This window comes from Mesorhizobium sp. B2-4-6, from assembly GCF_006442775.1.
Taxonomy (GTDB): domain Bacteria; phylum Pseudomonadota; class Alphaproteobacteria; order Rhizobiales; family Rhizobiaceae; genus Mesorhizobium.
In genome coordinates this window covers 1-17,736 of record NZ_VFVI01000019.1, presented here as the reverse complement: position 1 = coordinate 17,736, position 17,736 = coordinate 1, and the positions used below count along the sequence as shown (strand labels likewise).

Below are 17,736 nucleotides of genomic sequence, written 5' to 3'. Positions count from 1 at the left end.
TTCATTCCCTTTCCGCCGCACCGCCAGGTCGATCGTTGCCGTGCACAGGGGTATATCGGATCGCATTGTCGACCAGGTTGTCGAGCAGAATGCGTAGAGCATCCGGGTCACCCTGTATCTCGGCCTTGTCCTGAGTGACGAGTCCCAGGTCGATGTATTTGGCTTCGGCCAGCCGGATTTGATCCAGGATCACCGATTTGCAAAGGCGGGACAGCTCTACCGACCGCGGCGCAACGGCTTGTCCCTGCGGTTCCAGCCTGGCGAGCGTCAGCAATTGCTGCGCCAGGTGGGCAAGCCGAACGACACCGGATTGCACCTGCGATAGCGCCTGTCCACTTCCTCTTCGGTTGAGGCCGTCTGCGCCAACTGCGTCTGGATACTGAGAGCCATCATCGGCGTGCGTAGCTCATGTGCCGCATCGGTGATAAAGTGTTTTTGCATGGTGAATGCGTGGTCCAGCCGCCGCAGCAAGTCGTTGAGGCTGTCGACCAAGGGCTTGACCTCGTTTGGCAACGGACCCGGCCCGATAGGCGCCAGGCCTTCGGCATCGCGCTGCTTCAACTCGGAGGTGATCTGGTAGAGTGGCTTCAGCCCGTAGCCGATGCCGTACCACAGGAACAATGCGAGCAACGGCAGCAGTGACAGAACGGGCCAGAAGAGATGCACCGATACCTTCCAGGACGGGACCGATATCTACAGGGCTCGGCAACTGGCCGTCGAACGGCTCAACGCACTGGGCGGCACGTTACCGCTCGGAGTCAAGCCGCCATCCCTGCTGCCGCTTACGTCCTCGACCAACGTGACCCTGGTGGCCGGCCTGACCTCCGACCGTCTTTCGCTGATGGACTTGCGAACGTTGGCGGACTGGACCGTCAAGCCCCAGCTCCTGCGCGTGCCGGGCGTCGCCGACGTGATCGTGTTCGGCGGCGACGTCAAGCAGTTCCAGGTTCAGGCGGACCCACAGAAGCTGGTCCAGTATGGCGTGGCGCTACAGGATCTTCTGACAGTCGCCCAACGCGCGACGGGCGTTCGCGGCGCTGGCTATGTCGAAAACGCCAACCAGCGGATCGTGCTGAACACCGAAGGCCAGTCCCCTACGCCAGAGCAATTGGCACAGGTGGTGCTGCGCTACCAGAACGGCGTCGCGTTGCGCCTGGGCGATGTCACCAAAAGTCGCGGTCGGGCCAGCGCCGGCCGTGGGCGCGGCCTCCGTCGACGGCAAGCCTGCCGTCTCGTTGATGGTGGAAAGCCAGTACGGCGCGGACATGATGTCGGTGTCGCGCAGGGTTGAACAGGTGCTGAGCGAGCTGCAGCCTGTCCTGGCAGGACAGCAGGTAACGCTGCACCCGGACATCTTTCGGCTGGCCCGTTTCATCGAAACCGCAATCGGCCACCTGCGCACCGCGCTTCTCCTTGGCGGCGTGCTGGTTATCGGCGTGCTGTTCCTGTTCCTCCTCAACGTGCGCACCGCAATCATCTCCGCCACCGCGATCCCGCTGTCGCTGTTGACGGCCGTAATCCTGCTCTCCCACTTCGGCATAAGCCTGAACACGATGACGCTCGGCGGGCTGGCGATCGCGCTCGGCGAGGTTGTCGACGACGCGGTCGTCGACGTCGAGAACATTTTCCGCCGCCTGCGCCAGAACCAGCAGATGGCCCACCCGCTGCCGCCTGCAAAGGTCGTACTGCTCGCCTCGCTCGAGGTACGAAGCGCCGTGGTCTACGCCACCCTGGTCGTCGTGTTGGTATTCCTGCCTGTAATGTCGCTGTCCGGCATCGCCCGAAAGCTGTTCGCGCCGCTGGGCGTCTCGTACATCCTGGCGATCCTGGCCTCGCTGGTCGTGGCTCTAACCGTAACGCCGGCGCTCGCATTCCTGCTGCTGACGCGCAGGCCACTGAAGGAGCAGGAACCCAGGCTGGTGCGGGCGCTGAAGGCACGCTATCTTGCAATTCTTGCCGCTATCGAGCGGCGCTACCGATTGATCATTTGGGCAATTGGGGTACTTTGCATCGCAGCGCTCGGCGCGCTGCCGTTTTTCGGCGGCAACTTCATTCCGGACCTGAAGGAAGGCCACTACCTCGCCCATATGGCGCTGGCCCCGGGTTCGTCGTTGGCCGAATCGATGCGTGTCGGCAAAGAGGTGACCGAGATCACCAGTGGCTGAAGCAGCGAACGGTAGACTGCCAGCAGCCATCAGGCCTTCGGGCGCCATGGGGGACTGGCTGGTGATGTCCCCGGCGCTTGCGTGGCTGGCGGTCTTCCTTGTCGTCCCCCTGGTCTACGTGGCCAGGACATCGATGAGCGCGGATCCGTCCGCGCTTACCGCCATCGGCTGGTCCTTTGAGAATTATACAACCATGTTGCCCGGCTATTGGGGCAATCTGGTCAACTCCCTACTCATCGGCCTCGGCGCGACTATCATCTCCTTCGCAATCGCCACACCCGTGGCCTATGGCATCTCGTTCTACGGCGGTTCGCAGCGCACGGTGTTATTGTTTGCGTTTGTTGCGCCGTTCCTGACCAGCTACCTCATCCGCGTCGTATCTTGGCAGACACTACTGGGTGCCAACGGACCGATATTCGGCACGTTCCTGCATCTGACCGGCGCTGAAGTGCGGATTCTTGGAACGCCTTTCGCAGTGATCGCCGGGCTTTCCTATCAGCTTGTCCCTTTCGTGCTTCTGCCGCTCTATGCCGCCTTCAACCGCGTCGACCGAACGCTGTGTGCGGCCGCGGACGATCTGTATTCCGCACGGTGCGGCGCACGCGGCGCGTTCGGCGGTGCGGTGGCTGGCCTTGTCGTCGGTCTCTTGCTCTTGTTCATCGTGTCGGGACGACAATTGGTCCTCGACCGCGGCTCCCTCGGCGGTCTGGCTGCGTGCGTGGTTGTGGCGGCACTCGTTGGCTGGCGCATGACCGAGCGTTTCGCCCTTATCATCTTGCCGCTCAGCCGCAACGGGTTCGTGGCAGCGGCCGTGCTTACGTTCATTCCGGCGCTTGGCGACTATGTCAACGCATCGCTGCTCGGCAATGTGATCCAGGCGAAGTTCCTGGTGGAGCTGGACTACGCCGGGGCCGCCGCTGCCGCCACGGTCCTTCTTGTGACCGCCCTGGCCCTGCTGCTCGTCTTGCTTCGCATCATGCGCGGGCGGGAGATTCTCGATGTCGTCTAGTCCCGCCGCAGGGAGGATGCCCCTTGGGCTGAAGCTGACGATCGCACTGGTGTTCCTCTTCATGGTGGCGCCGGTCGCCACCATGATCGTCTTCTCCTTCAACGATCCTGGCGGCCGCTTCAACTATGAGCTTGGCAGCTTCTCGCTGGCGGCCTGGCGCGCGCCGCTGGCCGTATCACAGCTTCCCACCGCGCTCGCAAACAGTCTCCTGGTGGCCTTTTGTGCTGCGCTGCTTGCGGCGCTGCTGGGTACGCCTCTCGGCTTCATCCTCGGCCGCCGTCATTTTGCCGGCCAAGGGGCAGTCTCGGTCCTGACGTTCATTCCTCTGGCAACGCCGGAAGTGGTGCTTGGGGCAGGTTTTCTTGCCTTGTTCGTAGCCACCGCCACCGTTCCGGCCTTGCATACGCTAAGCGGCGGGCTCTTTTTCCCACTCGGGCTTCCAAGCGTGATAGTTGCCCACACCACGCTTGGGATCAGCTTCGTCACCATCAATGTGCGTGCGCGTGTCATCGTCGGGGGCGTCGTTCTTGAACAGGCGGCACAGGATCTCGGCGCTTCCGGCTTCACGGTTTTCCGCACCATATGGTTGCCGATCATCCTGCCCGGCATCGTGTCGGGAGCGCTGCTTGTCTTTTCCGTCTCTCTCGACGATTTCGTTTTGACGAACTTTACGGCTGGCGGAACGGTACTGTTTCCGACTTGGCTCTACGGACTGATGCGACGCGAATTGCCGCCGCAGATCGCCGTCGTGGGCACAGCAGTCTTCTTGTTGTCGCTGGCGCTGACGATGCTCTCAGTCCGCCTGAGCCGACCGCCAAGGGCGCAATGAGCCGACGCCACGTTGAATCGCGCCGCGCCGGCGAAGCTGCTGGGTTTCAAGCAATGCGAGGGCGCCGGGCAGATACCGCGCAGAGCATTTCGAAAAGCAGGTTGGCGGCGATCAGCGCCGTGTTACCCGAAGGGTCGTAAGGCGGCGAGACTTCGACCAGATCGCCGCCGACAAGGTTCAGGCCGGATGTTCCGCGCACGATTTCGAGGGCTTGCCATGTGGTGAGCCCGCCGACTTCGACGGTTCCGGTTCCGGGCGCGAAGGCCGGATCGAGACTGTCGATATCAAAGCTAAGATAGACCGGCGTGTCGCCGATCTTGGCGCGGATGTCGACCATCAGTGGGGCTAGCGACTTGTACCAGCACTCCTCGGCCTGGATGACGGTCCAGCCCTTCTTGCGCCCCCAGTCGAAATCGTCCGCGGCATAGCCAGAGCCACGTAGACCAATCTGAAAGACCTTATCGTTGACAAGGCAACCCTCTTCCCAGGCACGGCGGAACGGGCAGCCATGGGCCACCGTCTCGCCGAACATCGTCTCGTTGGTATCAGAATGGGCGTCGACATGGATCAGCGCCACCGGCCCGTATTTTTCCCTCATGGCGCGCAGGATTGGCCAGGTGAGCGTGTGGTCACCGCCAAGCGCCAACGGCACGACATCATGGGCCACGATCTCGCGATAAAAGGCGGCGATGATCTCGACCGATTTCTTCAGATCGAAGGTGTTGATCGGGATGTCGCCGATATCGGCCACCTGAAGCGTCTCGAAAGGCGCAGCGCGGGTGGCCATGTTGTAGGGCCGGATCATCCGGCTTTCATCGCGGATCTGGCGCGGTCCAAGACGTGTCCCAGAGCGGTTCGACGTGCCGATATCCATCAAGGTCGGCTCCAACCTTCAGCCGATCGTTCAGCCTGTGTCGCGCCTCCAGCAGAGAAAACCGTGTGTCTCGATCTGGTGGGACGCAGTGCGCGTGGTAGAGCCGGAAGAACCTTTCGGATGCCGTGCTAATTCACCAGATTTATATCTTCAGCCACACCATGCTCCAGTCAACCAGGCGAGTAGCCGTGGCGCCTGAGTGTTTGAGGCAAGCAGAGTGAATTGGGGTGGACTTGCAGTTGGGAGTCATCCCTTGCCGTTTCCTGCGTGCTGGCGGATTTGCCTGAAAGGCACGCTCACAGCCTGGTACCATTCGACGGCGGTGCCGGGAACGGTCGTGAATGCCGACAGGCTTGCTTGCAACAACGTCCGAACGCCGTAGAAAGTGGCCAGGTCCTGCGCGTCTACGCGCAAATGCAGCCTCTCGGCAGTGGGCCGCAGGATCGCGCGGGCGTCGCCGAAGTCGAGCAATTTATCGGCGCCTGTTGCGCTGATCGACTGGCAGAAATCGCGAGATTTGTCGCAGGTCCTTTCCACCACCCAGTCGGCACGCGGGAGCGGCACGAATGCCTGGCGACGTATTTGAACATGCGACATCTCCAGGATCCAAGCCCCTCAGAGAAAGACGAGAATTTTGCTAGCTCCGACAATTCCGCCGATGCACGAGCCACGCGCACCCGAAATCCGGCATATCGATAGCGCGGCTTATGTTGGAAATGTTATATCAGGTCGCATAATCAACAGACTGGAACCGACCAGAAAGCGCCCGCGGCCAACAGCGCATCTGCGGGTTTAAGCTGGCGACCGGCGCATTAACCTGCATCCCAGTTCGGGAGATTTACTTCCTCCGCGCCGGCTGCGAAGCGTCCGCCTCCATGCTGCGCTTTTGTGCGGCTAGCCTATTTTGCAGTTAGACCAGCCTCCACAAGCCGCCGGAACGCTTCAGATCGGCTCGGAAGATCGGGCTGAGCGCGACGCCATTCGTCTATGCGACTGAGCAAGTCGATCGAGAGCCGCAACTCGAAGCGTTCGGTTTTAGTCTCGACCGGTTCAGGAGTGTTTGACAAGGGTGATGTCCGTAATGTACGGTATGTACGTAATTCGTGGTTGCCTTTGCGCAGCCGAACGACGTGCTGCAACACATCGCTCGGCCTAACCACAACCCAAGCTGTTTGGAGCTCGGATCATGGCTGATTCCGACAATACCACGACTTTGCCTCTCGTCACGCACAGGAGAGCCGTCGTAGGCATGGCAAGTGCAGATACAAGATCAGACCGAAACTCCTTCGTCGGCAGAAATCTGCGTGCATTCAAGCATAGTGACTCAGTGGAGACCCTGTGGCGCAGATGGCAGGATGCCTACGACGAATCCCAGAGATTATGCCGTCAGCAGCATTGCCTGGAGCAGAAGCTGATCGAAACGGTTGGGCTTTCTTACGCGAAGGTTCAATCGCTTGATGGTGAGAAGTTGGAAGGTGCTCATCAGGATCGCTGGGATGCCGCCGACGGCGAGCTTGGATACTCCACGACGTTGAAGGCTGAACGCGAGGCTGCGGATCGAGCAGCGGATTTGCTCGATCTGCTGTCCCGGACTCCGGCCACGTCTCTCGCGGGAGTGGCGGCCAAGCTCGATGCGGTCCTGAGGGAAGGGCAGCCTTCAGAGGACGATCCCGAATTTCCATGGCCTCAGATCCGTTCGGTACTTGAGGACATTGTCAGGCTGGGCACTCAAGCCTGAGGATCGAGGAGGCGAACACCCTCGCCCTTCTGGCCGACAGCCAAGAACTCGATGCCGGCCCTGGTCAGGGCTGCTTCGATGGCCTGCACCGTGCTGATCCGGGAATCGACCTTGCCGTTCTCCAGACGGGCCAGCGCGTTGACCGAGACGATCGCCTTGTCGGCAAGCTCCTGCTGCGACCAACCAAGCAAAGCCCGCGCGGCTCGAATCTGTCGTGGACTGACCATGCGGCCACAATCGGCAGGCACATGGTCTTTGCCACCTATAGGGTTATTTTAAACCTCGTAAGGTATATTAAGTGGCTGAATGGTCGCCGGTTGCTAGAGCTGACTTGAATTATCGCGGCAGAGCTCCTCCCGGCCGAAATCCTTGGAGCGTCGGAAGGCATTGTTGAAACGTCAACATCCCGTCCTGGTTCGGACAACGCGAAAGCCCGCGGTCGAGAACGATCCTCATCCCGCCGATCGGCATGTCGGCAGGCAGATTGCGACGGTTCGCGTCCAGTCGGACGTCTCGCAGGGCCAGCTCGCCCGGGCCATCGGCATCAGCTTCCAGCAGCTCCAGAAATACGAGAACGCGCGCAATCGCGTCAGCGCCTCCATGCTCTACGAGATCGCCACTGTCCTGCGCGTCCCCGTCAGCCGCTTCTTTGAAGGCCTGCCCGGAAACGACGAGAGCCGCGACAGGGCGCGGCCCTTGCCTGTCGATGAGCGCCTGGAGTTCATCGCCAGCGCCGAGGGGAGGCACCTGATCCAGGGGCTGATGAACCTCCCCCCGCGCGTTCGCGGCCGCGTCGTTTCGCTCATCGCGGCGTTGGGGGAGGAGCTGGCGTTGCCCGACAGGAGGGGCGATGGCAAGGCGGCCGGCGAGGCTGCGCCGGCCGATAATCGAATGTCGTGACTCCGGCTGTCGCCGTCAGGCGAATTTTCTGGCGGCAGGGAGTTCGATGCGGCCACGGGCCGAGTGTATGTCGATCTCGACGCCGAATGCCCGCGAGCGCCTGGCGAATCCCTCGAGGATTTCCCGAGCTGTGCCACCCATGGCAGCGACTGGTACCAGCCTGCCTGTCGCTGATCCGAGAGACTGAGGCTCGGTGCCGATCGTGACGGGCAGAAGATCGATCTCTGCTAGCTCTTTGCCCGCATCATAGCGGCAGGCGGCGACGATGCTTTGCCAGACCTCCGGCGGGTCCCACTCCGTCTCGTCGGCGTGCACATGGAAGAGGAAGTTGCCCAGGCCATAGAAGATCCCCGAGCCGTTGTAGATTTCCATCGCCTGCAGAACCGGAGCGCCGTGGCTGACGAAGAGGCTGGCGCCTGCGTCGATGCAGGTCCGGGCGAAGCTTCGCACCCAGCGCGGCACGTCCTGCCAGCCCGGCTCCCAATGATGGTGATGCAGGTAGGCGATCACGAAATCGCCTTGCGCTGCCGCGCGCCGGATGGTCGACAAATGGGCGTCCGCGCTCTCCGGATCGATCTCGATGAGCCGACCGAAGTCGGCGGCTTGCGTGAACACGGTGCCGTAGAAATTGATCTCCTTGCCGGCCGTCACCTCCAACGGATCCTCCGGCTGCGCGTAGTTGGTGAGCTCGAAGGCCGAGCACTGCAGATGTTCGCCAAGCCTTGCCAGTCTGCGCAGATGCCCGTCCGGCACCCCGATCTTGCGAACGGTCTTGAGCCTGTTTACGCCCGGGCGGGCAGGGCGGAACGCGGTGCGGTCCTCGGCATACATGCTCGCGGGGCCGGGCCCCGCATCGAACGCAAGAAGCGCGACCTCTCGCCCGCCCAGCCGCTGGCGGCCCGGTTTGCTGGCACTGGCCTCGTCGGTGCCGATGCCGGCATGGAGGAAGCCGCGGCGGTTCACTTCCTCAAGCGTCGAAAGAATGCCGCCGGCGCCGAGATCGAAAGCGTGGTTGTTGGCAAGCGCGAGTGCGTTGAAGCCTATCGCCTGCAATGCGTCGAGCACCTCGGCGGTGGAATAGCCGAAATACCTGCCCTTGGTCGCCCAGCCGCCATGACGTCCGAGGATCGTCGACTCGAAATTGGTGAAGACGACATCGCCCTGGCGCAAGAAGTCGATGACGGCGGCGAAGCGCTCGTCTTTGATGTCGCGGACGTCACGCGTGATGAGGGATTGGCCGGTCACGACGGCGCAGAACTGGTCTTTCATGGAATTTACCTTCAAGGAGGGGAGGGCGGGCCGGGTTTGAGACCGGCGCCGCGCCGGGTACGAGGAACTGGCTCAGTTCGAGACGGCCGGCGAGATGTCGGTCTTGAACCATTTCAGGCTGAGCGCCTTGATCGTCCCGTCCTTGATGGCGGCCTCTATCGCCGCGTTGAACTTGGTCAGGAGCTCGGTATCGTCCTTGCGCATGCCGGCGCCGACGCCCGGCCCCCAGAGCCCGCCCTTCAGTTCAGGGCCGAAGAACACGGCTCCCGATCCCGACGGCGTCTCCAGGAAATCCCTCCACGTGAAATAGTCGGCAAGGCCGCCGTCGACGCGGCCGGCGGCAAGGTCGAGCTTCATGTTGTCCAGGCTGTCATAGCTGCGGATCGTCACGACATCGCCCATGAGCTGCTTCACCACCGCTTCGGAATTCGACGAGCGCAGCACCGCGATCGCCTTGCCACCGAGGGTCGAGCGCAGGCGTTCGATGGCAGCATTCTCCTTGTCCCCGATTGTCGACAGATTGACCTTCTGACCGGTATCGCCCGGGTCGAGACCGAGCTCCTTGCGCACCACGAACTGGTTGAAGCCGCTGGCGTAGGGGACAGAGAAGGCGATCGACTGCTTGCGCTTCTCGGTGATCGCCATGCCCGACATGATGACGTCGAACTTGCCCACCAGCAGCGCCGGAATGATCCCGTCCCAGTCCTGCGGGACGAAGGTGCATTTGATCGCGATGCGGCGGCAAAGCTCACGGCCGACGTCGATGTCATAGCCATAAAGCTCGCCCTTGTCGTCCGTGCCGTCCCAGGGCGGCGAGGCGCCTTCGGAGGCGATGGTTACGACGCGTTCGCCTTCGGCGCCGGCCGGGAAGGCCGGCGTCAGCGCCGCGATAGCGACAGCAATAGCCAGGGGTATGCGCATGATGCACCTCTTGTTTGGTCTGGGTTGGAAGGAGCTTCTGGAGCGGCGCGCCGTCAGGGCATCGGCGTCGTGATGCCTTGGCCTGGCAGCGGCGTGCGCCATCGTGATCTCGACCGCTGTGCTGGCGGGCGATCGGTCGAAAGCCTGCGTTCGAGGAATTGCGTGGCTTTGACAGCAATCGACGTCAACAGCAGGTAGATCGCTCCGGCAACGATGAAGATCTCGTAGGGCGCGAAGGTCGTCGAAACCATCTGCCTGGCCATGCCGGTGACTTCGAGCAGCGTCACAGTGCTCGCCAACGACGAGCCCTTGATCATGCCCACAACCTCGTTGCCATAGGCCGGGAGCGAGATCCGGAAAGCGATTGGGAAGGTGACCAGGCGGGCGGTCTGGAAGCGCTTCAGGCCGAGCGAGGCAGCCGCCTCGATGACGCCCCTAGGCACCGACTGGAGACCGCGGCACAGGATCTCAGTGGTGTGCGCGGCGCTGTTCAGCGAGAAGGCAAGCAGTGCGCACCAGAAGGGATCGCGCAGCACCACCCAGAAGACGCTTGCCCGCACCGCCTCGATCTGGCCGAGGCCGTAGTAGATCAGGAAGAGCTGCACCAGCATCGGCGTGCCGCGAACGACATAGGTATAGGCGAGCGCCGCGCGCGAGAAGCCGGGATGCGCGAAAGCGCGCACGAAGGCAAGCGGCACCGAGAGGAGAAATCCGGCGGTCAGCGACAGCACGGTCAGGGTCAGGGTCAGCGCAATGCCGGAAGGCAGGACAGCGACCGCGTCGAGCATCAGACCAAAGTTCATGGGCGCTCGCTCCTAATGGCCAAGAGCGGGATAGCGCCGCTCCGCGAAGCGGATCGACAGAAGGGTGAGGGTGGTCAGCGACAGGTAGATGGCTGATGCCGCGAGATAGAAGGTCAATGGGGCGCGCAGCGACCCGGCCCCGACATAGGCGACGCGCATGATGTCGGTCAGGCCGACGATCGAGACCAGCGCGGTGTCCTTGAACAGCGAGATCCAGAGGTTGCCATAGGCCGGCAGCGCCAGCCGCAGCATCTGCGGTCCGATGACGAGGAGCCAGCGCTGCCAGGCGCCCAGGCCAAGCGCCTTGGCCGCTTCGGTCTGACCGGCGGGCACCGCGGCGATCGCACCGCGGAATACTTCGGTCGCATAGCCGCTGAAAACCACCGAAAGCGCGATGATGCCGGCATTGAAGGCGTTCACCTCGACATAGCGCCCGGCCAGCCTACTGGCGAGCGTGGTCCCGCCGAAATAGATGAGCAGGATGATGAGAAGTTCAGGCACGCCGCGCACAACCGTGGTGTAGGCAGTCACGATGCGGGCGAGCGGCGGGTGCGCCGAGCCTTTCGAGATCGCCAGAAGCAATCCGGCGGCTGTCCCCAAGCAGCCGCTGATCAGCCCAAGGCTGACGGTTATGGTGAAGGCGGCAGCAAATTGAGCAGTAAAACCACCCATTGAGCGTTTCCTTGAAGCACAATACGCTAAAAAGAGCCGGCCGCGTGAAGATCATAGCCGGCGGGAAACCTTAGGTTGCGCCTTGTATTGTAAATAACTCTGAGTTAACTGTCTGACTTGTATTAGGATAAGATCTGGATTATTGGCATTCAATCTATAATTTTCATAATTTTTGCTATAAGAAATCCTTATAATGCGAGATTTAATCTAGAGGGAAATCGTCGTTTGGTGACGGCCGCATCGCTCGACTGGCATTGCGCCACAAAGAAGGCAGCCGGCGCTTTGCAAGCCTGACCAGCCAAGCCCATCCGCCAGCCCGGCCCGAGCGCTGGTTCCGGCTATTTGGGGATGGAGGCGATCGAGGGGCGGACTCCTGATCTTGGAGCCGGCTATTTGTCTGCTGAACTCACGCGGAAGAGGACAACGGGATCGCACTCCAGCGCCTTGGCGATCCTCTCGGCCACGTTCAGGCTGGGATTTTTCTGGCCGCGTTCGATCCCGCCCATGTAGCTGTAGGCAAGGCCCGCCTCGGTCGCGAGCGATTCCAGGGTCATTCCGCGCTTCAGGCGGACCGTGCGAACGTTCGCTCCAAAAATCTCCGCCAGGCGCATGCGCGCATAGCGATAAGCAAACCTTCAGCTTTACCAGTCACTATAGTGACCATATTATAGTGTGTCCCGAGATCGCCCGTGATCTTGGGGGCGGACCCTGCAGATTTTGCCCCGGCGTCTGCCAGCAGCGACCGCAAAGGGCATCGGCCCGTCCGTTGGAAGGAGCGCAGGCAATGGAACTGCTGCCAGGCGGCTTCAAGGTCCGTCAGTTGCAAGTCTTTCGCGCCGTGCTTCGCACCGGCTCGACACGGCGGGCCGCGGTCGAGCTCGGCATCAGCCAGCCGGCCGTCAGTCAGCATATCAAGCAGCTCGAGGCGACCGTCGGCCTCACGCTCTTCAAGCGGTCCGCCAACCGCATCGTGCCGCTGCTCGAGGCCTGGGAATTGCTGCGGAACGTCGAAATGGCGCTGACGTCGCTCGGACGGCTGGAAGCATCCATCTTCGCGATGAGGAATGAAGAAAAGCAGCGCATCGCGATCGCCGCTCCATCTGTGTTCGGTTTCGTCACCCTGCCGAAGGTGGTTGGCATCATCTATGCCAGGACCGCCTCGAATGTGCGCTCCATCTCGGGCAGCTACGAACAGATCGGCGAGCACATCCTGGCGGGCCGCGCCGATCTCGGAATTTCGAGATTGCCGCTCGATGCGCGCCTGTTCGAATGGGCGCCGCTCGGATCGGCGCGCAACGTCTGCATCTTTCCTCCCAGCCACCGGTTTTCGAGCCTGGCTCGAGTCGAGGCCCAGGATCTCGCCGGCGAGACGATCGTCGACATCGATCCGCAATTCGCTGCCCACCAGATGAATTTCAACGCCCTGCGCTTTGCCGGCGCGGAGCCCGACATTCTGGTCGAGTTCGATTGCAACGGTCACGAGGCCGGATATGTTTCAGCAGGGCTCGGCATTGCGATAACCAACGAGATTATCGCGCGCGAGTACGTAGCGTTCCGACTCGAAGCACGGCCAGTGGAACCCTCGGCGCTTTATCACTACGTCGCGGTGTGGCAGAAGGGGCGCACCTTCTCCAATGCATTGAACGTCGCGCTCGAGGCAATCATCGCCGCATTTTCAAAATCTGAAAGCGATTGAAGGGATCGGTGCTGCAGATGGCTACCTTCTTCTTAGCCGGCTTCCGTTTGATGAAGAACTTCAAACGGAAGCCGCCTATTATGCTCGCAGGTGCGGGATCACCACCGAAGAAGCCTTGCGGATCATCAAAGAGGCGAACGTCCAGAAGCAGCCTTTCCGTCCCGAATTGGAACAATTCAATCGCTCAACGGTTGTAGGCTAGCGGTCGATTCCGAGTGGCAGGATGCAGTCGTCTACTCTCCAGAAGCCCGTCGCTTTATGCTCATTAGCTGCGACGGGCTTTCGATTCCCGCGCCCTGCGAGGCCGCCTCTTAAACTGACTTAGCGCTGTAACCCCCTTATCGCCACCTGCAGATCGTCTAGTGTGAACTCCATTGTGTATCTATACCGCGACCCGTCGGTATATAGGCCCTCGGCGTCGATCGACACGATGACCGCTCCGGGTGTTCCTTGTCGGACGTCTCCATCGGTCAACGGACGATGAAATATCGTTCGAGACGACCCCTCGCGCTTAGCTGGTCCTACCGATATACGCATCTTTTTGTCCGCCTTGGCTGTCCAACAGGTCAGTGCAATTGCGGTGCCAACAAACGCGTCCCATTATCGGTCGGGTGACAGTCTTTGTGCAGCCAGGTGCGGTGTGCTCATTCTGTTCGCGGCCCGTTCGAAACAAGCGATCTCTAATGGACGGTCGTTTCGGCCGAAAGAGGTAGCATCTCGATTATTGCCGGCCGTTTAATTAGCCATACCATCAACATGAATGACCCGCCGGTTTAGTCGGCTTTTTTGGCAAACGCCCAAACCATCAAGGGATATTCCTCGTCGTTGCTCAGGTCCCGCCACACGCCATACGCGCGGACTGGCCCTCCAATGTGCGCCCTGGCGCAGGCCTTGTTGCCCCAGCCGAAGGCCTGCACGTCGTCTTCGCCAAAGCCTCCTTCGACCATCAGCTGCTTGAGCCCCGAGGGCGTCCAGCGGTTGTAGTCGTGCGGGCGGGCGTGTACGCGGAACAGGAAGGGCGTCGCCACCATCGCCCAGCCGCCGGGCTTCACCATGGCGTGGATGTTGGCGGCGGCCACTTGCGGGCGTTGCACATGCTCCAGCACCTGGTCGGCGATGACGATCGAATATTGCTCGTCGGTGCGGTCCTTGCAGATGTCGAAGTCGGGGAAGTCGACTGAGCGGTAGTCCGGGCATAGGGCTCGCCAATAGCGGTTCCAGCCCGGCGAGATCTCGACAACGTCGCGCGACTTGCGGTTGGCCGCTTCGAGGAAAACTGTGAAAGCTTCGATCTGGCGGATGCGCAGCCAGTTGCGGCTATCATAGCGAACCAGCCGCTTCACCGCGTGTTTGCCACGATTTTTCAGGGCGCCGGCAAGGTTTGTCATTCTCGACCTCCTCCTGCCCGCCGCAAACCTTCTTATTCTGCAAACCGTACAAAAGAATGACGGCGCAAAGGAGCCGGCGTCGTCGGCGCCGGCCTCCCGCGGATCAGACTTCGATCAATAGTTGCTGTTGTAATAGCGGTCGTCGCAGGGCGCGGTGTAGATGCGGCCGTAGCGGTCCTGGTAGCGGCAGAGCTGACCGCCGCGCGGCTCCTGCGGGGTGGTGGCCGAGCCAACGACGGCGCCGAGCAGCGCGCCGCTCGCTGCGCCAATTACGGTGCTCTTGGTGTTGCCGCCGATCGCCTGGCCGACCAGTGCGCCGCCGGCGCCGCCGAGCAACGCACCGGTGGTGGCCCGCTGCTGGCCCTCGGTCTGCGTCTCGCAGCCGGCAAGGGCTGCGGTCATGAGCACCGCCAGAATAGCCTTCTTGATGATCATCACTAGAACTCCTCTGAAGCCCCAGGAAATGGCAACAGGTTGAAAACAGGGGCGATTTCGCCCACCTGCGGTCGCATTGCGGCGGAACGGCGGCGGAGCTCGCTCACGAAGTGAATCACGGTTTCCCGGCAGTTGATCGCCATGGTTGCCAAAGGGGAAAGATGTTCAGAAGGCGCCAAGCGGAACCATGATCGGAGTGAGCGCCCGACGGTCGGCTTCTGCCATGACCTTCGTAAGGGAAGTGGGATCTGGAACCGCCTCGCCGTCCTCGATCAGACCTTCAACGTGAAAGGCCAAAGCCTGTTCGGCCAACTCGCGTGCCTCTTCGAGAGTTGCCCCGGCCGTAATAGCGCCCGGGAGGTCGGGAAAGGACACTCCGTAGTCGCTGGCGTCATCTTTGTGGATCAGCCCGACGTACTGGCGCATTCCGTTCCTCTTGCCGCACGGTCATCGACCGCTAGTTTAAAGCGCCAATACGACGGCGCAAGACGATGGACAAAGCTACATCGACCCGCACCACTCCTGAAGGGAGGCGGAGGGTTCGCGCTGCGCAGTATGTGCGCATGTCGAAGGAGCAGCAGACCTACTCGATCGAAAACCAGAAAGACGCCATCCGCAACTATGCCGATATCATGGGCTACGAGATCGTCGCCACTTACGAGGACGCCGGTCGCAGCGGCCTCATGTTGGAAGGGCGCCCCGGCCTGCAAAGTTTGCTCGCCGACGTGGAGAGCGGGCGCGCCGATTTCGAAACCATCGTTGTCTATGATGTTAGCCGCTGGGGCCGCTTTCAGAACGTCGATGAAAGCGCGTCCTACGAGTACCGGTGCCATCTGGCCGGCGTGCGGATCGAATTCTGCGCCGAGCAGTTCTTGAACGACGGCAGTATCGGCTCGGACGTGCTCAAGGCTATCAAACGCAGCATGGCGGCCGAGCACAGCCGCATGCTCTCGCAGAAGACATTCATAGGGCAGGCAAGGCTGATCCGGTTGGGATTCCGCCAGGGTGGTAAGCCAGGTCTCGGCTTGAGACGCCAGATTATCGACCATTCGGGACGCCCCAAACTTATCCTCTCTGAGCACGAGCAAAAGAGCGTGCACACCGACAGGACGATCCTGGTGCCAGGGCCGTCCGAAGAAGTTGCAACGGTTCGGTGGATCTTCCGTCAGTTCGTCAAAACGCACATGACAGAACTCGAGATGGCAAGGCTCCTGAACAAGCGCGGCGTGTTGACGGACCTTGAGCGACCATGGAAGCGGGAAACCGTGCGCGGCGTCCTGACCAATGAAAAATACGTCGGCACCAATGTCTGGAACAGGCGCTCCCGCAAGCTGAAAGCAAAGGCAGTGAGCAACCCTCCTGAACAGTGGGTGCGCGCGGAAGGTGCATTCGAGCCGATTGTAGATCGCAAGCTGTTCGATCGGGCTCAAGCCATCCACAGAGAGCTCTATTCGCATCTGCGCGTGAGCAATGATGCGATTCTGGCTGCACTGAAGAAAGTCCTGGTGCGTCACGGCGCCCTGTCCAGCTCGATCATCGAGGCTGCGCCTGATTGTCCTAAGGCCAGCTTGTATCATCATCGTTTCGGGAGCCTTCTGAAGGCCTACGAATTGATTGGGTATCAGCCACCCAAGAACTGGCAATTTATCACATCGCGAGAGCGACTGGCGTCGCTGCGCACACAGGCGATCGGGGACCTACTGGCCGCGATCGGATGCGTTGGCGGAAAGGCCACCTACGACAGAGAGGCCGACCTCCTGCGGATCAACGATGAGTTCACGGTTGCGGTCGAAATCGCACGCTGCCGCGCTTCCGACCACGGCTACCCTTTCTGGTCCATGGACACCCAACGCCAGTCGGTGGTCGACATTTTCACCCTGATCAGGATGCGCCCGGGTGACCTGGTCATTCGGGACTACCTCATTGCCCCCGCTTCTGAAATCGTCGGCAGATCGCAATTGGCCGCGAACAATGGAGCGCAGCTGGACACCTACCTCTTTTCCACGCTCGACCCTCTCGTCAAGCTCTCAGCGCGAGCCGGTGCGGAGACCCTATGGTGCGGTTGAAGCGTCGTTTGACCCGAGAGGCTGCCTACAAGGCTTTGCACGACAGCGCCCAGAGACACGCCCGCGAAATTGCTGCCGATCAACCTGGGTCGAAGGAGAAGCTATTCGCGCCCAAGCTGTTGCCGGCCTACAAGGCGGCGTGCGGCCGCAAGCGCGATTTCATACGAGAAACCGAGGAAGCGGAACGCTGCCTGGTCCGTCTGGCCGAAGCGCTTCACGTGATAATGAATGACAAAGAGTTTCTCTCGTTGCTCAAGTCAGAGGGGTTTGCCACCATCCCAAACTGCCTGGTGCAGAGGTTACACGACGACGCTCCGTTAGAGGCGGCAACAGCAAAGCATGCCGGCATGTTGCCTGCAGACAGCAGCGCGGGCGGGCAACCTGTCAGCGGGATTTGCCCGGACGTCCTCGCTTTCCTCCAGGACTGCTTTGTGAAAGTGAAGATCTTCGGTTTGCTGCGGCATGTGCTCCCGGCCAGGCAAATGGAAATTGCCCGACTGATGGTCGGTATGGAGCGGGTCACATTCACATACACGAAGATCCTTGTCGCCTTTACGCCGCGCCCTCTGCTGGCCAAGGGTTTCGATCCAACGACGATAGCCAACGTGTCTGAAGATCAACTCGGCGCGATGACGCCAGAACTTGGCAGGCTAAGCAGTGAGTTTTTGAGCGCTGTGGAGCGACGTGGCTCCGTGAGCCTGAAACTGCTGGCGGCCGGTCGCTATTTGGACCGGCTGATGGATAATTCCAAGGTGGTGCGCTACCTAGCACACAACTTCCCAGACCAATTCGAAGAGTTTCATAGCTTGTCGACGCCGACCCCAATTAGGTAGGCTCGATGCTCACTCATCGCGCCAGATTACCCGCTTCTCCCATCGGACCTGGACTACTAGTTGTTTGATCCCAGGCTTTGATGGGGCATCCTTATCTTCCGAATCAAAGGATGCGCTATGGGCCAGGTTCTGCATGGG

Annotated in this window: 22 protein-coding genes; 9 read left to right on the top strand and 13 right to left on the bottom strand. The window is 61.3% G+C overall.

Annotated elements, in window-relative coordinates; genetic code table 11:
* Position 1: 1 nt before the first annotated feature.
* Positions 2-274, bottom strand: coding sequence for a hypothetical protein (locus FJ957_RS32015; protein ID WP_181180766.1), 273 nt, complete (start codon positions 272-274; stop codon positions 2-4).
* Positions 268-666 (bottom strand): hypothetical protein, encoded by a 399-nt coding sequence (locus FJ957_RS29755; RefSeq protein ID WP_181180773.1) that lies wholly within the window; start codon positions 664-666, stop codon positions 268-270. Before FJ957_RS29755 ends, FJ957_RS32015 begins: the two co-directional genes overlap by 7 nt.
* Here FJ957_RS29755 and FJ957_RS32090 point away from each other — a divergent pair.
* The 4 genes from FJ957_RS32090 (at position 602) to FJ957_RS29740 (ending at position 4,003) form a co-directional block, all read left to right on the top strand.
* A complete protein-coding gene (locus FJ957_RS32090; protein WP_210243267.1) occupies positions 602-1,291 on the top strand; it encodes an efflux RND transporter permease subunit in 690 nt (229 codons plus the stop codon). The two genes, FJ957_RS29755 and FJ957_RS32090, sit on opposite strands and share 65 nt — an antisense overlap.
* A complete protein-coding gene (locus FJ957_RS32085; RefSeq protein ID WP_210243266.1) occupies positions 1,197-2,165 on the top strand; it encodes an efflux RND transporter permease subunit in 969 nt (322 codons plus the stop codon). Before FJ957_RS32090 ends, FJ957_RS32085 begins: the two co-directional genes overlap by 95 nt.
* On the top strand, positions 2,158-3,174 hold the full coding sequence (locus FJ957_RS29745; protein ID WP_140836569.1) for an ABC transporter permease: 1,017 nt from the start codon (positions 2,158-2,160) through the stop codon (positions 3,172-3,174). Before FJ957_RS32085 ends, FJ957_RS29745 begins: the two co-directional genes overlap by 8 nt.
* Positions 3,175-3,256: 82 nt before the next feature.
* Positions 3,257-4,003, top strand: coding sequence for an ABC transporter permease subunit (locus tag FJ957_RS29740; RefSeq protein ID WP_181180765.1), 747 nt, complete (start codon positions 3,257-3,259; stop codon positions 4,001-4,003).
* Positions 4,004-4,049: 46 nt separating this feature from the next.
* On the opposite strand, the gene speB is transcribed toward FJ957_RS29740, so the two are convergent.
* Positions 4,050-4,877 (bottom strand): agmatinase, encoded by an 828-nt coding sequence (speB, locus tag FJ957_RS29735; protein ID WP_140836565.1) that lies wholly within the window; start codon positions 4,875-4,877, stop codon positions 4,050-4,052.
* Positions 4,878-5,123: 246 nt separating this feature from the next.
* Positions 5,124-5,474 carry a hypothetical protein gene (locus FJ957_RS29730; protein ID WP_246686000.1) on the bottom strand — a complete coding sequence of 117 codons (351 nt, stop codon included), beginning with the start codon at positions 5,472-5,474 and terminating at the stop codon, positions 5,124-5,126.
* A 589-nt stretch (positions 5,475-6,063) separates the two neighbouring features.
* Between FJ957_RS29730 and FJ957_RS29725 the strand changes: the two genes are divergently transcribed.
* Entirely contained in the window at positions 6,064-6,615 is a 552-nt protein-coding gene (locus FJ957_RS29725) for a hypothetical protein (protein ID WP_140836560.1), read from the top strand.
* Here FJ957_RS29725 and FJ957_RS29720 read toward each other — a convergent pair.
* On the bottom strand, positions 6,606-6,842 hold the full coding sequence (locus FJ957_RS29720) for a helix-turn-helix domain-containing protein (RefSeq protein ID WP_140836554.1): 237 nt from the start codon (positions 6,840-6,842) through the stop codon (positions 6,606-6,608). The genes FJ957_RS29725 and FJ957_RS29720 overlap by 10 nt on opposite strands.
* A 142-nt stretch (positions 6,843-6,984) precedes the next feature.
* Between FJ957_RS29720 and FJ957_RS29715 the strand changes: the two genes are divergently transcribed.
* Positions 6,985-7,515: a helix-turn-helix transcriptional regulator gene (locus tag FJ957_RS29715; protein ID WP_140836549.1), complete on the top strand. Its 531-nt coding sequence runs from the start codon at positions 6,985-6,987 to the stop codon at positions 7,513-7,515.
* Positions 7,516-7,530: 15 nt separating this feature from the next.
* On the opposite strand, the gene FJ957_RS29710 is transcribed toward FJ957_RS29715, so the two are convergent.
* The 5 genes from FJ957_RS29710 to FJ957_RS29690 form a co-directional block, all read right to left on the bottom strand.
* A complete protein-coding gene (locus FJ957_RS29710; RefSeq protein WP_140836544.1) occupies positions 7,531-8,784 on the bottom strand; it encodes a CapA family protein in 1,254 nt (417 codons plus the stop codon).
* Positions 8,785-8,856: 72 nt separating this feature from the next.
* Positions 8,857-9,705: a transporter substrate-binding domain-containing protein gene (locus FJ957_RS29705; protein WP_140836539.1), complete on the bottom strand. Its 849-nt coding sequence runs from the start codon at positions 9,703-9,705 to the stop codon at positions 8,857-8,859.
* A gap of 53 nt (positions 9,706-9,758) precedes the next feature.
* Entirely contained in the window at positions 9,759-10,508 is a 750-nt protein-coding gene (locus FJ957_RS29700) for an ABC transporter permease subunit (RefSeq protein ID WP_140836534.1), read from the bottom strand.
* A 12-nt stretch (positions 10,509-10,520) separates the two neighbouring features.
* Positions 10,521-11,180 carry an ABC transporter permease subunit gene (locus FJ957_RS29695; RefSeq protein WP_140836527.1) on the bottom strand — a complete coding sequence of 220 codons (660 nt, stop codon included), beginning with the start codon at positions 11,178-11,180 and terminating at the stop codon, positions 10,521-10,523.
* A gap of 389 nt (positions 11,181-11,569) precedes the next feature.
* On the bottom strand, positions 11,570-11,791 hold the full coding sequence (locus FJ957_RS29690; RefSeq protein WP_140836522.1) for a helix-turn-helix transcriptional regulator: 222 nt from the start codon (positions 11,789-11,791) through the stop codon (positions 11,570-11,572).
* 173 nt (positions 11,792-11,964) lie between these two features.
* On the opposite strand from FJ957_RS29690, the gene FJ957_RS29685 reads away from it, so the two are divergent.
* Positions 11,965-12,876 carry a LysR family transcriptional regulator gene (locus tag FJ957_RS29685; protein WP_140836517.1) on the top strand — a complete coding sequence of 304 codons (912 nt, stop codon included), beginning with the start codon at positions 11,965-11,967 and terminating at the stop codon, positions 12,874-12,876.
* Positions 12,877-13,649: 773 nt separating this feature from the next.
* Here FJ957_RS29685 and FJ957_RS29680 read toward each other — a convergent pair.
* The 3 genes from FJ957_RS29680 to FJ957_RS29670 form a co-directional block, all read right to left on the bottom strand.
* The gene (locus FJ957_RS29680; RefSeq protein ID WP_140836511.1) at positions 13,650-14,264 is read right to left on the bottom strand and encodes a methyltransferase domain-containing protein; all 615 of its coding nucleotides are present in this window, start codon (positions 14,262-14,264) and stop codon (positions 13,650-13,652) included.
* 114 nt (positions 14,265-14,378) lie between these two features.
* Positions 14,379-14,699, bottom strand: coding sequence for a YMGG-like glycine zipper-containing protein (locus tag FJ957_RS29675; protein ID WP_140836506.1), 321 nt, complete (start codon positions 14,697-14,699; stop codon positions 14,379-14,381).
* 165 nt (positions 14,700-14,864) lie between these two features.
* Positions 14,865-15,125 carry a type II toxin-antitoxin system HicB family antitoxin gene (locus tag FJ957_RS29670; RefSeq protein ID WP_140836501.1) on the bottom strand — a complete coding sequence of 87 codons (261 nt, stop codon included), beginning with the start codon at positions 15,123-15,125 and terminating at the stop codon, positions 14,865-14,867.
* Between the two features lie 65 nt (positions 15,126-15,190).
* On the opposite strand from FJ957_RS29670, the gene FJ957_RS29665 reads away from it, so the two are divergent.
* On the top strand, positions 15,191-16,765 hold the full coding sequence (locus tag FJ957_RS29665) for a recombinase family protein (RefSeq protein WP_140836495.1): 1,575 nt from the start codon (positions 15,191-15,193) through the stop codon (positions 16,763-16,765).
* The gene (locus tag FJ957_RS29660; protein ID WP_140836490.1) at positions 16,753-17,598 is read left to right on the top strand and encodes a plasmid partitioning protein RepB C-terminal domain-containing protein; all 846 of its coding nucleotides are present in this window, start codon (positions 16,753-16,755) and stop codon (positions 17,596-17,598) included. Before FJ957_RS29665 ends, FJ957_RS29660 begins: the two co-directional genes overlap by 13 nt.
* Positions 17,599-17,736 lie beyond the last annotated feature (138 nt).

What these genes read in the sequence shown, in the direction of transcription:
- FJ957_RS29690 (WP_140836522.1), bottom strand. Translation starts at nt 11,791, where the DNA reads ATGCGCCTGGCGGAGATTTTTGGAGCGAACGTTCGCACGGTCCGCCTG.
- FJ957_RS29660 (WP_140836490.1), top strand. Translation starts at nt 16,753, where the DNA reads ATGGTGCGGTTGAAGCGTCGTTTGACCCGAGAGGCTGCCTACAAGGCT.
- FJ957_RS29695 (WP_140836527.1), bottom strand. Translation starts at nt 11,180, where the DNA reads ATGGGTGGTTTTACTGCTCAATTTGCTGCCGCCTTCACCATAACCGTC.
- FJ957_RS29710 (WP_140836544.1), bottom strand. Translation starts at nt 8,784, where the DNA reads ATGAAAGACCAGTTCTGCGCCGTCGTGACCGGCCAATCCCTCATCACG.
- FJ957_RS29725 (WP_140836560.1), top strand. Translation starts at nt 6,064, where the DNA reads ATGGCTGATTCCGACAATACCACGACTTTGCCTCTCGTCACGCACAGG.
- FJ957_RS32090 (WP_210243267.1), top strand. Translation starts at nt 602, where the DNA reads ATGCCGTACCACAGGAACAATGCGAGCAACGGCAGCAGTGACAGAACG.
- FJ957_RS29670 (WP_140836501.1), bottom strand. Translation starts at nt 15,125, where the DNA reads ATGCGCCAGTACGTCGGGCTGATCCACAAAGATGACGCCAGCGACTAC.
- FJ957_RS29740 (WP_181180765.1), top strand. Translation starts at nt 3,257, where the DNA reads ATGATCGTCTTCTCCTTCAACGATCCTGGCGGCCGCTTCAACTATGAG.
- FJ957_RS29665 (WP_140836495.1), top strand. Translation starts at nt 15,191, where the DNA reads ATGGACAAAGCTACATCGACCCGCACCACTCCTGAAGGGAGGCGGAGG.
- FJ957_RS29730 (WP_246686000.1), bottom strand. Translation starts at nt 5,474, where the DNA reads ATGTCGCATGTTCAAATACGTCGCCAGGCATTCGTGCCGCTCCCGCGT.
- FJ957_RS29720 (WP_140836554.1), bottom strand. Translation starts at nt 6,842, where the DNA reads ATGGTCAGTCCACGACAGATTCGAGCCGCGCGGGCTTTGCTTGGTTGG.
- FJ957_RS29705 (WP_140836539.1), bottom strand. Translation starts at nt 9,705, where the DNA reads ATGCGCATACCCCTGGCTATTGCTGTCGCTATCGCGGCGCTGACGCCG.
- FJ957_RS29680 (WP_140836511.1), bottom strand. Translation starts at nt 14,264, where the DNA reads ATGACAAACCTTGCCGGCGCCCTGAAAAATCGTGGCAAACACGCGGTG.
- FJ957_RS29700 (WP_140836534.1), bottom strand. Translation starts at nt 10,508, where the DNA reads ATGAACTTTGGTCTGATGCTCGACGCGGTCGCTGTCCTGCCTTCCGGC.
- speB (WP_140836565.1), bottom strand. Translation starts at nt 4,877, where the DNA reads ATGGATATCGGCACGTCGAACCGCTCTGGGACACGTCTTGGACCGCGC.
- FJ957_RS29675 (WP_140836506.1), bottom strand. Translation starts at nt 14,699, where the DNA reads ATGATCATCAAGAAGGCTATTCTGGCGGTGCTCATGACCGCAGCCCTT.
- FJ957_RS29685 (WP_140836517.1), top strand. Translation starts at nt 11,965, where the DNA reads ATGGAACTGCTGCCAGGCGGCTTCAAGGTCCGTCAGTTGCAAGTCTTT.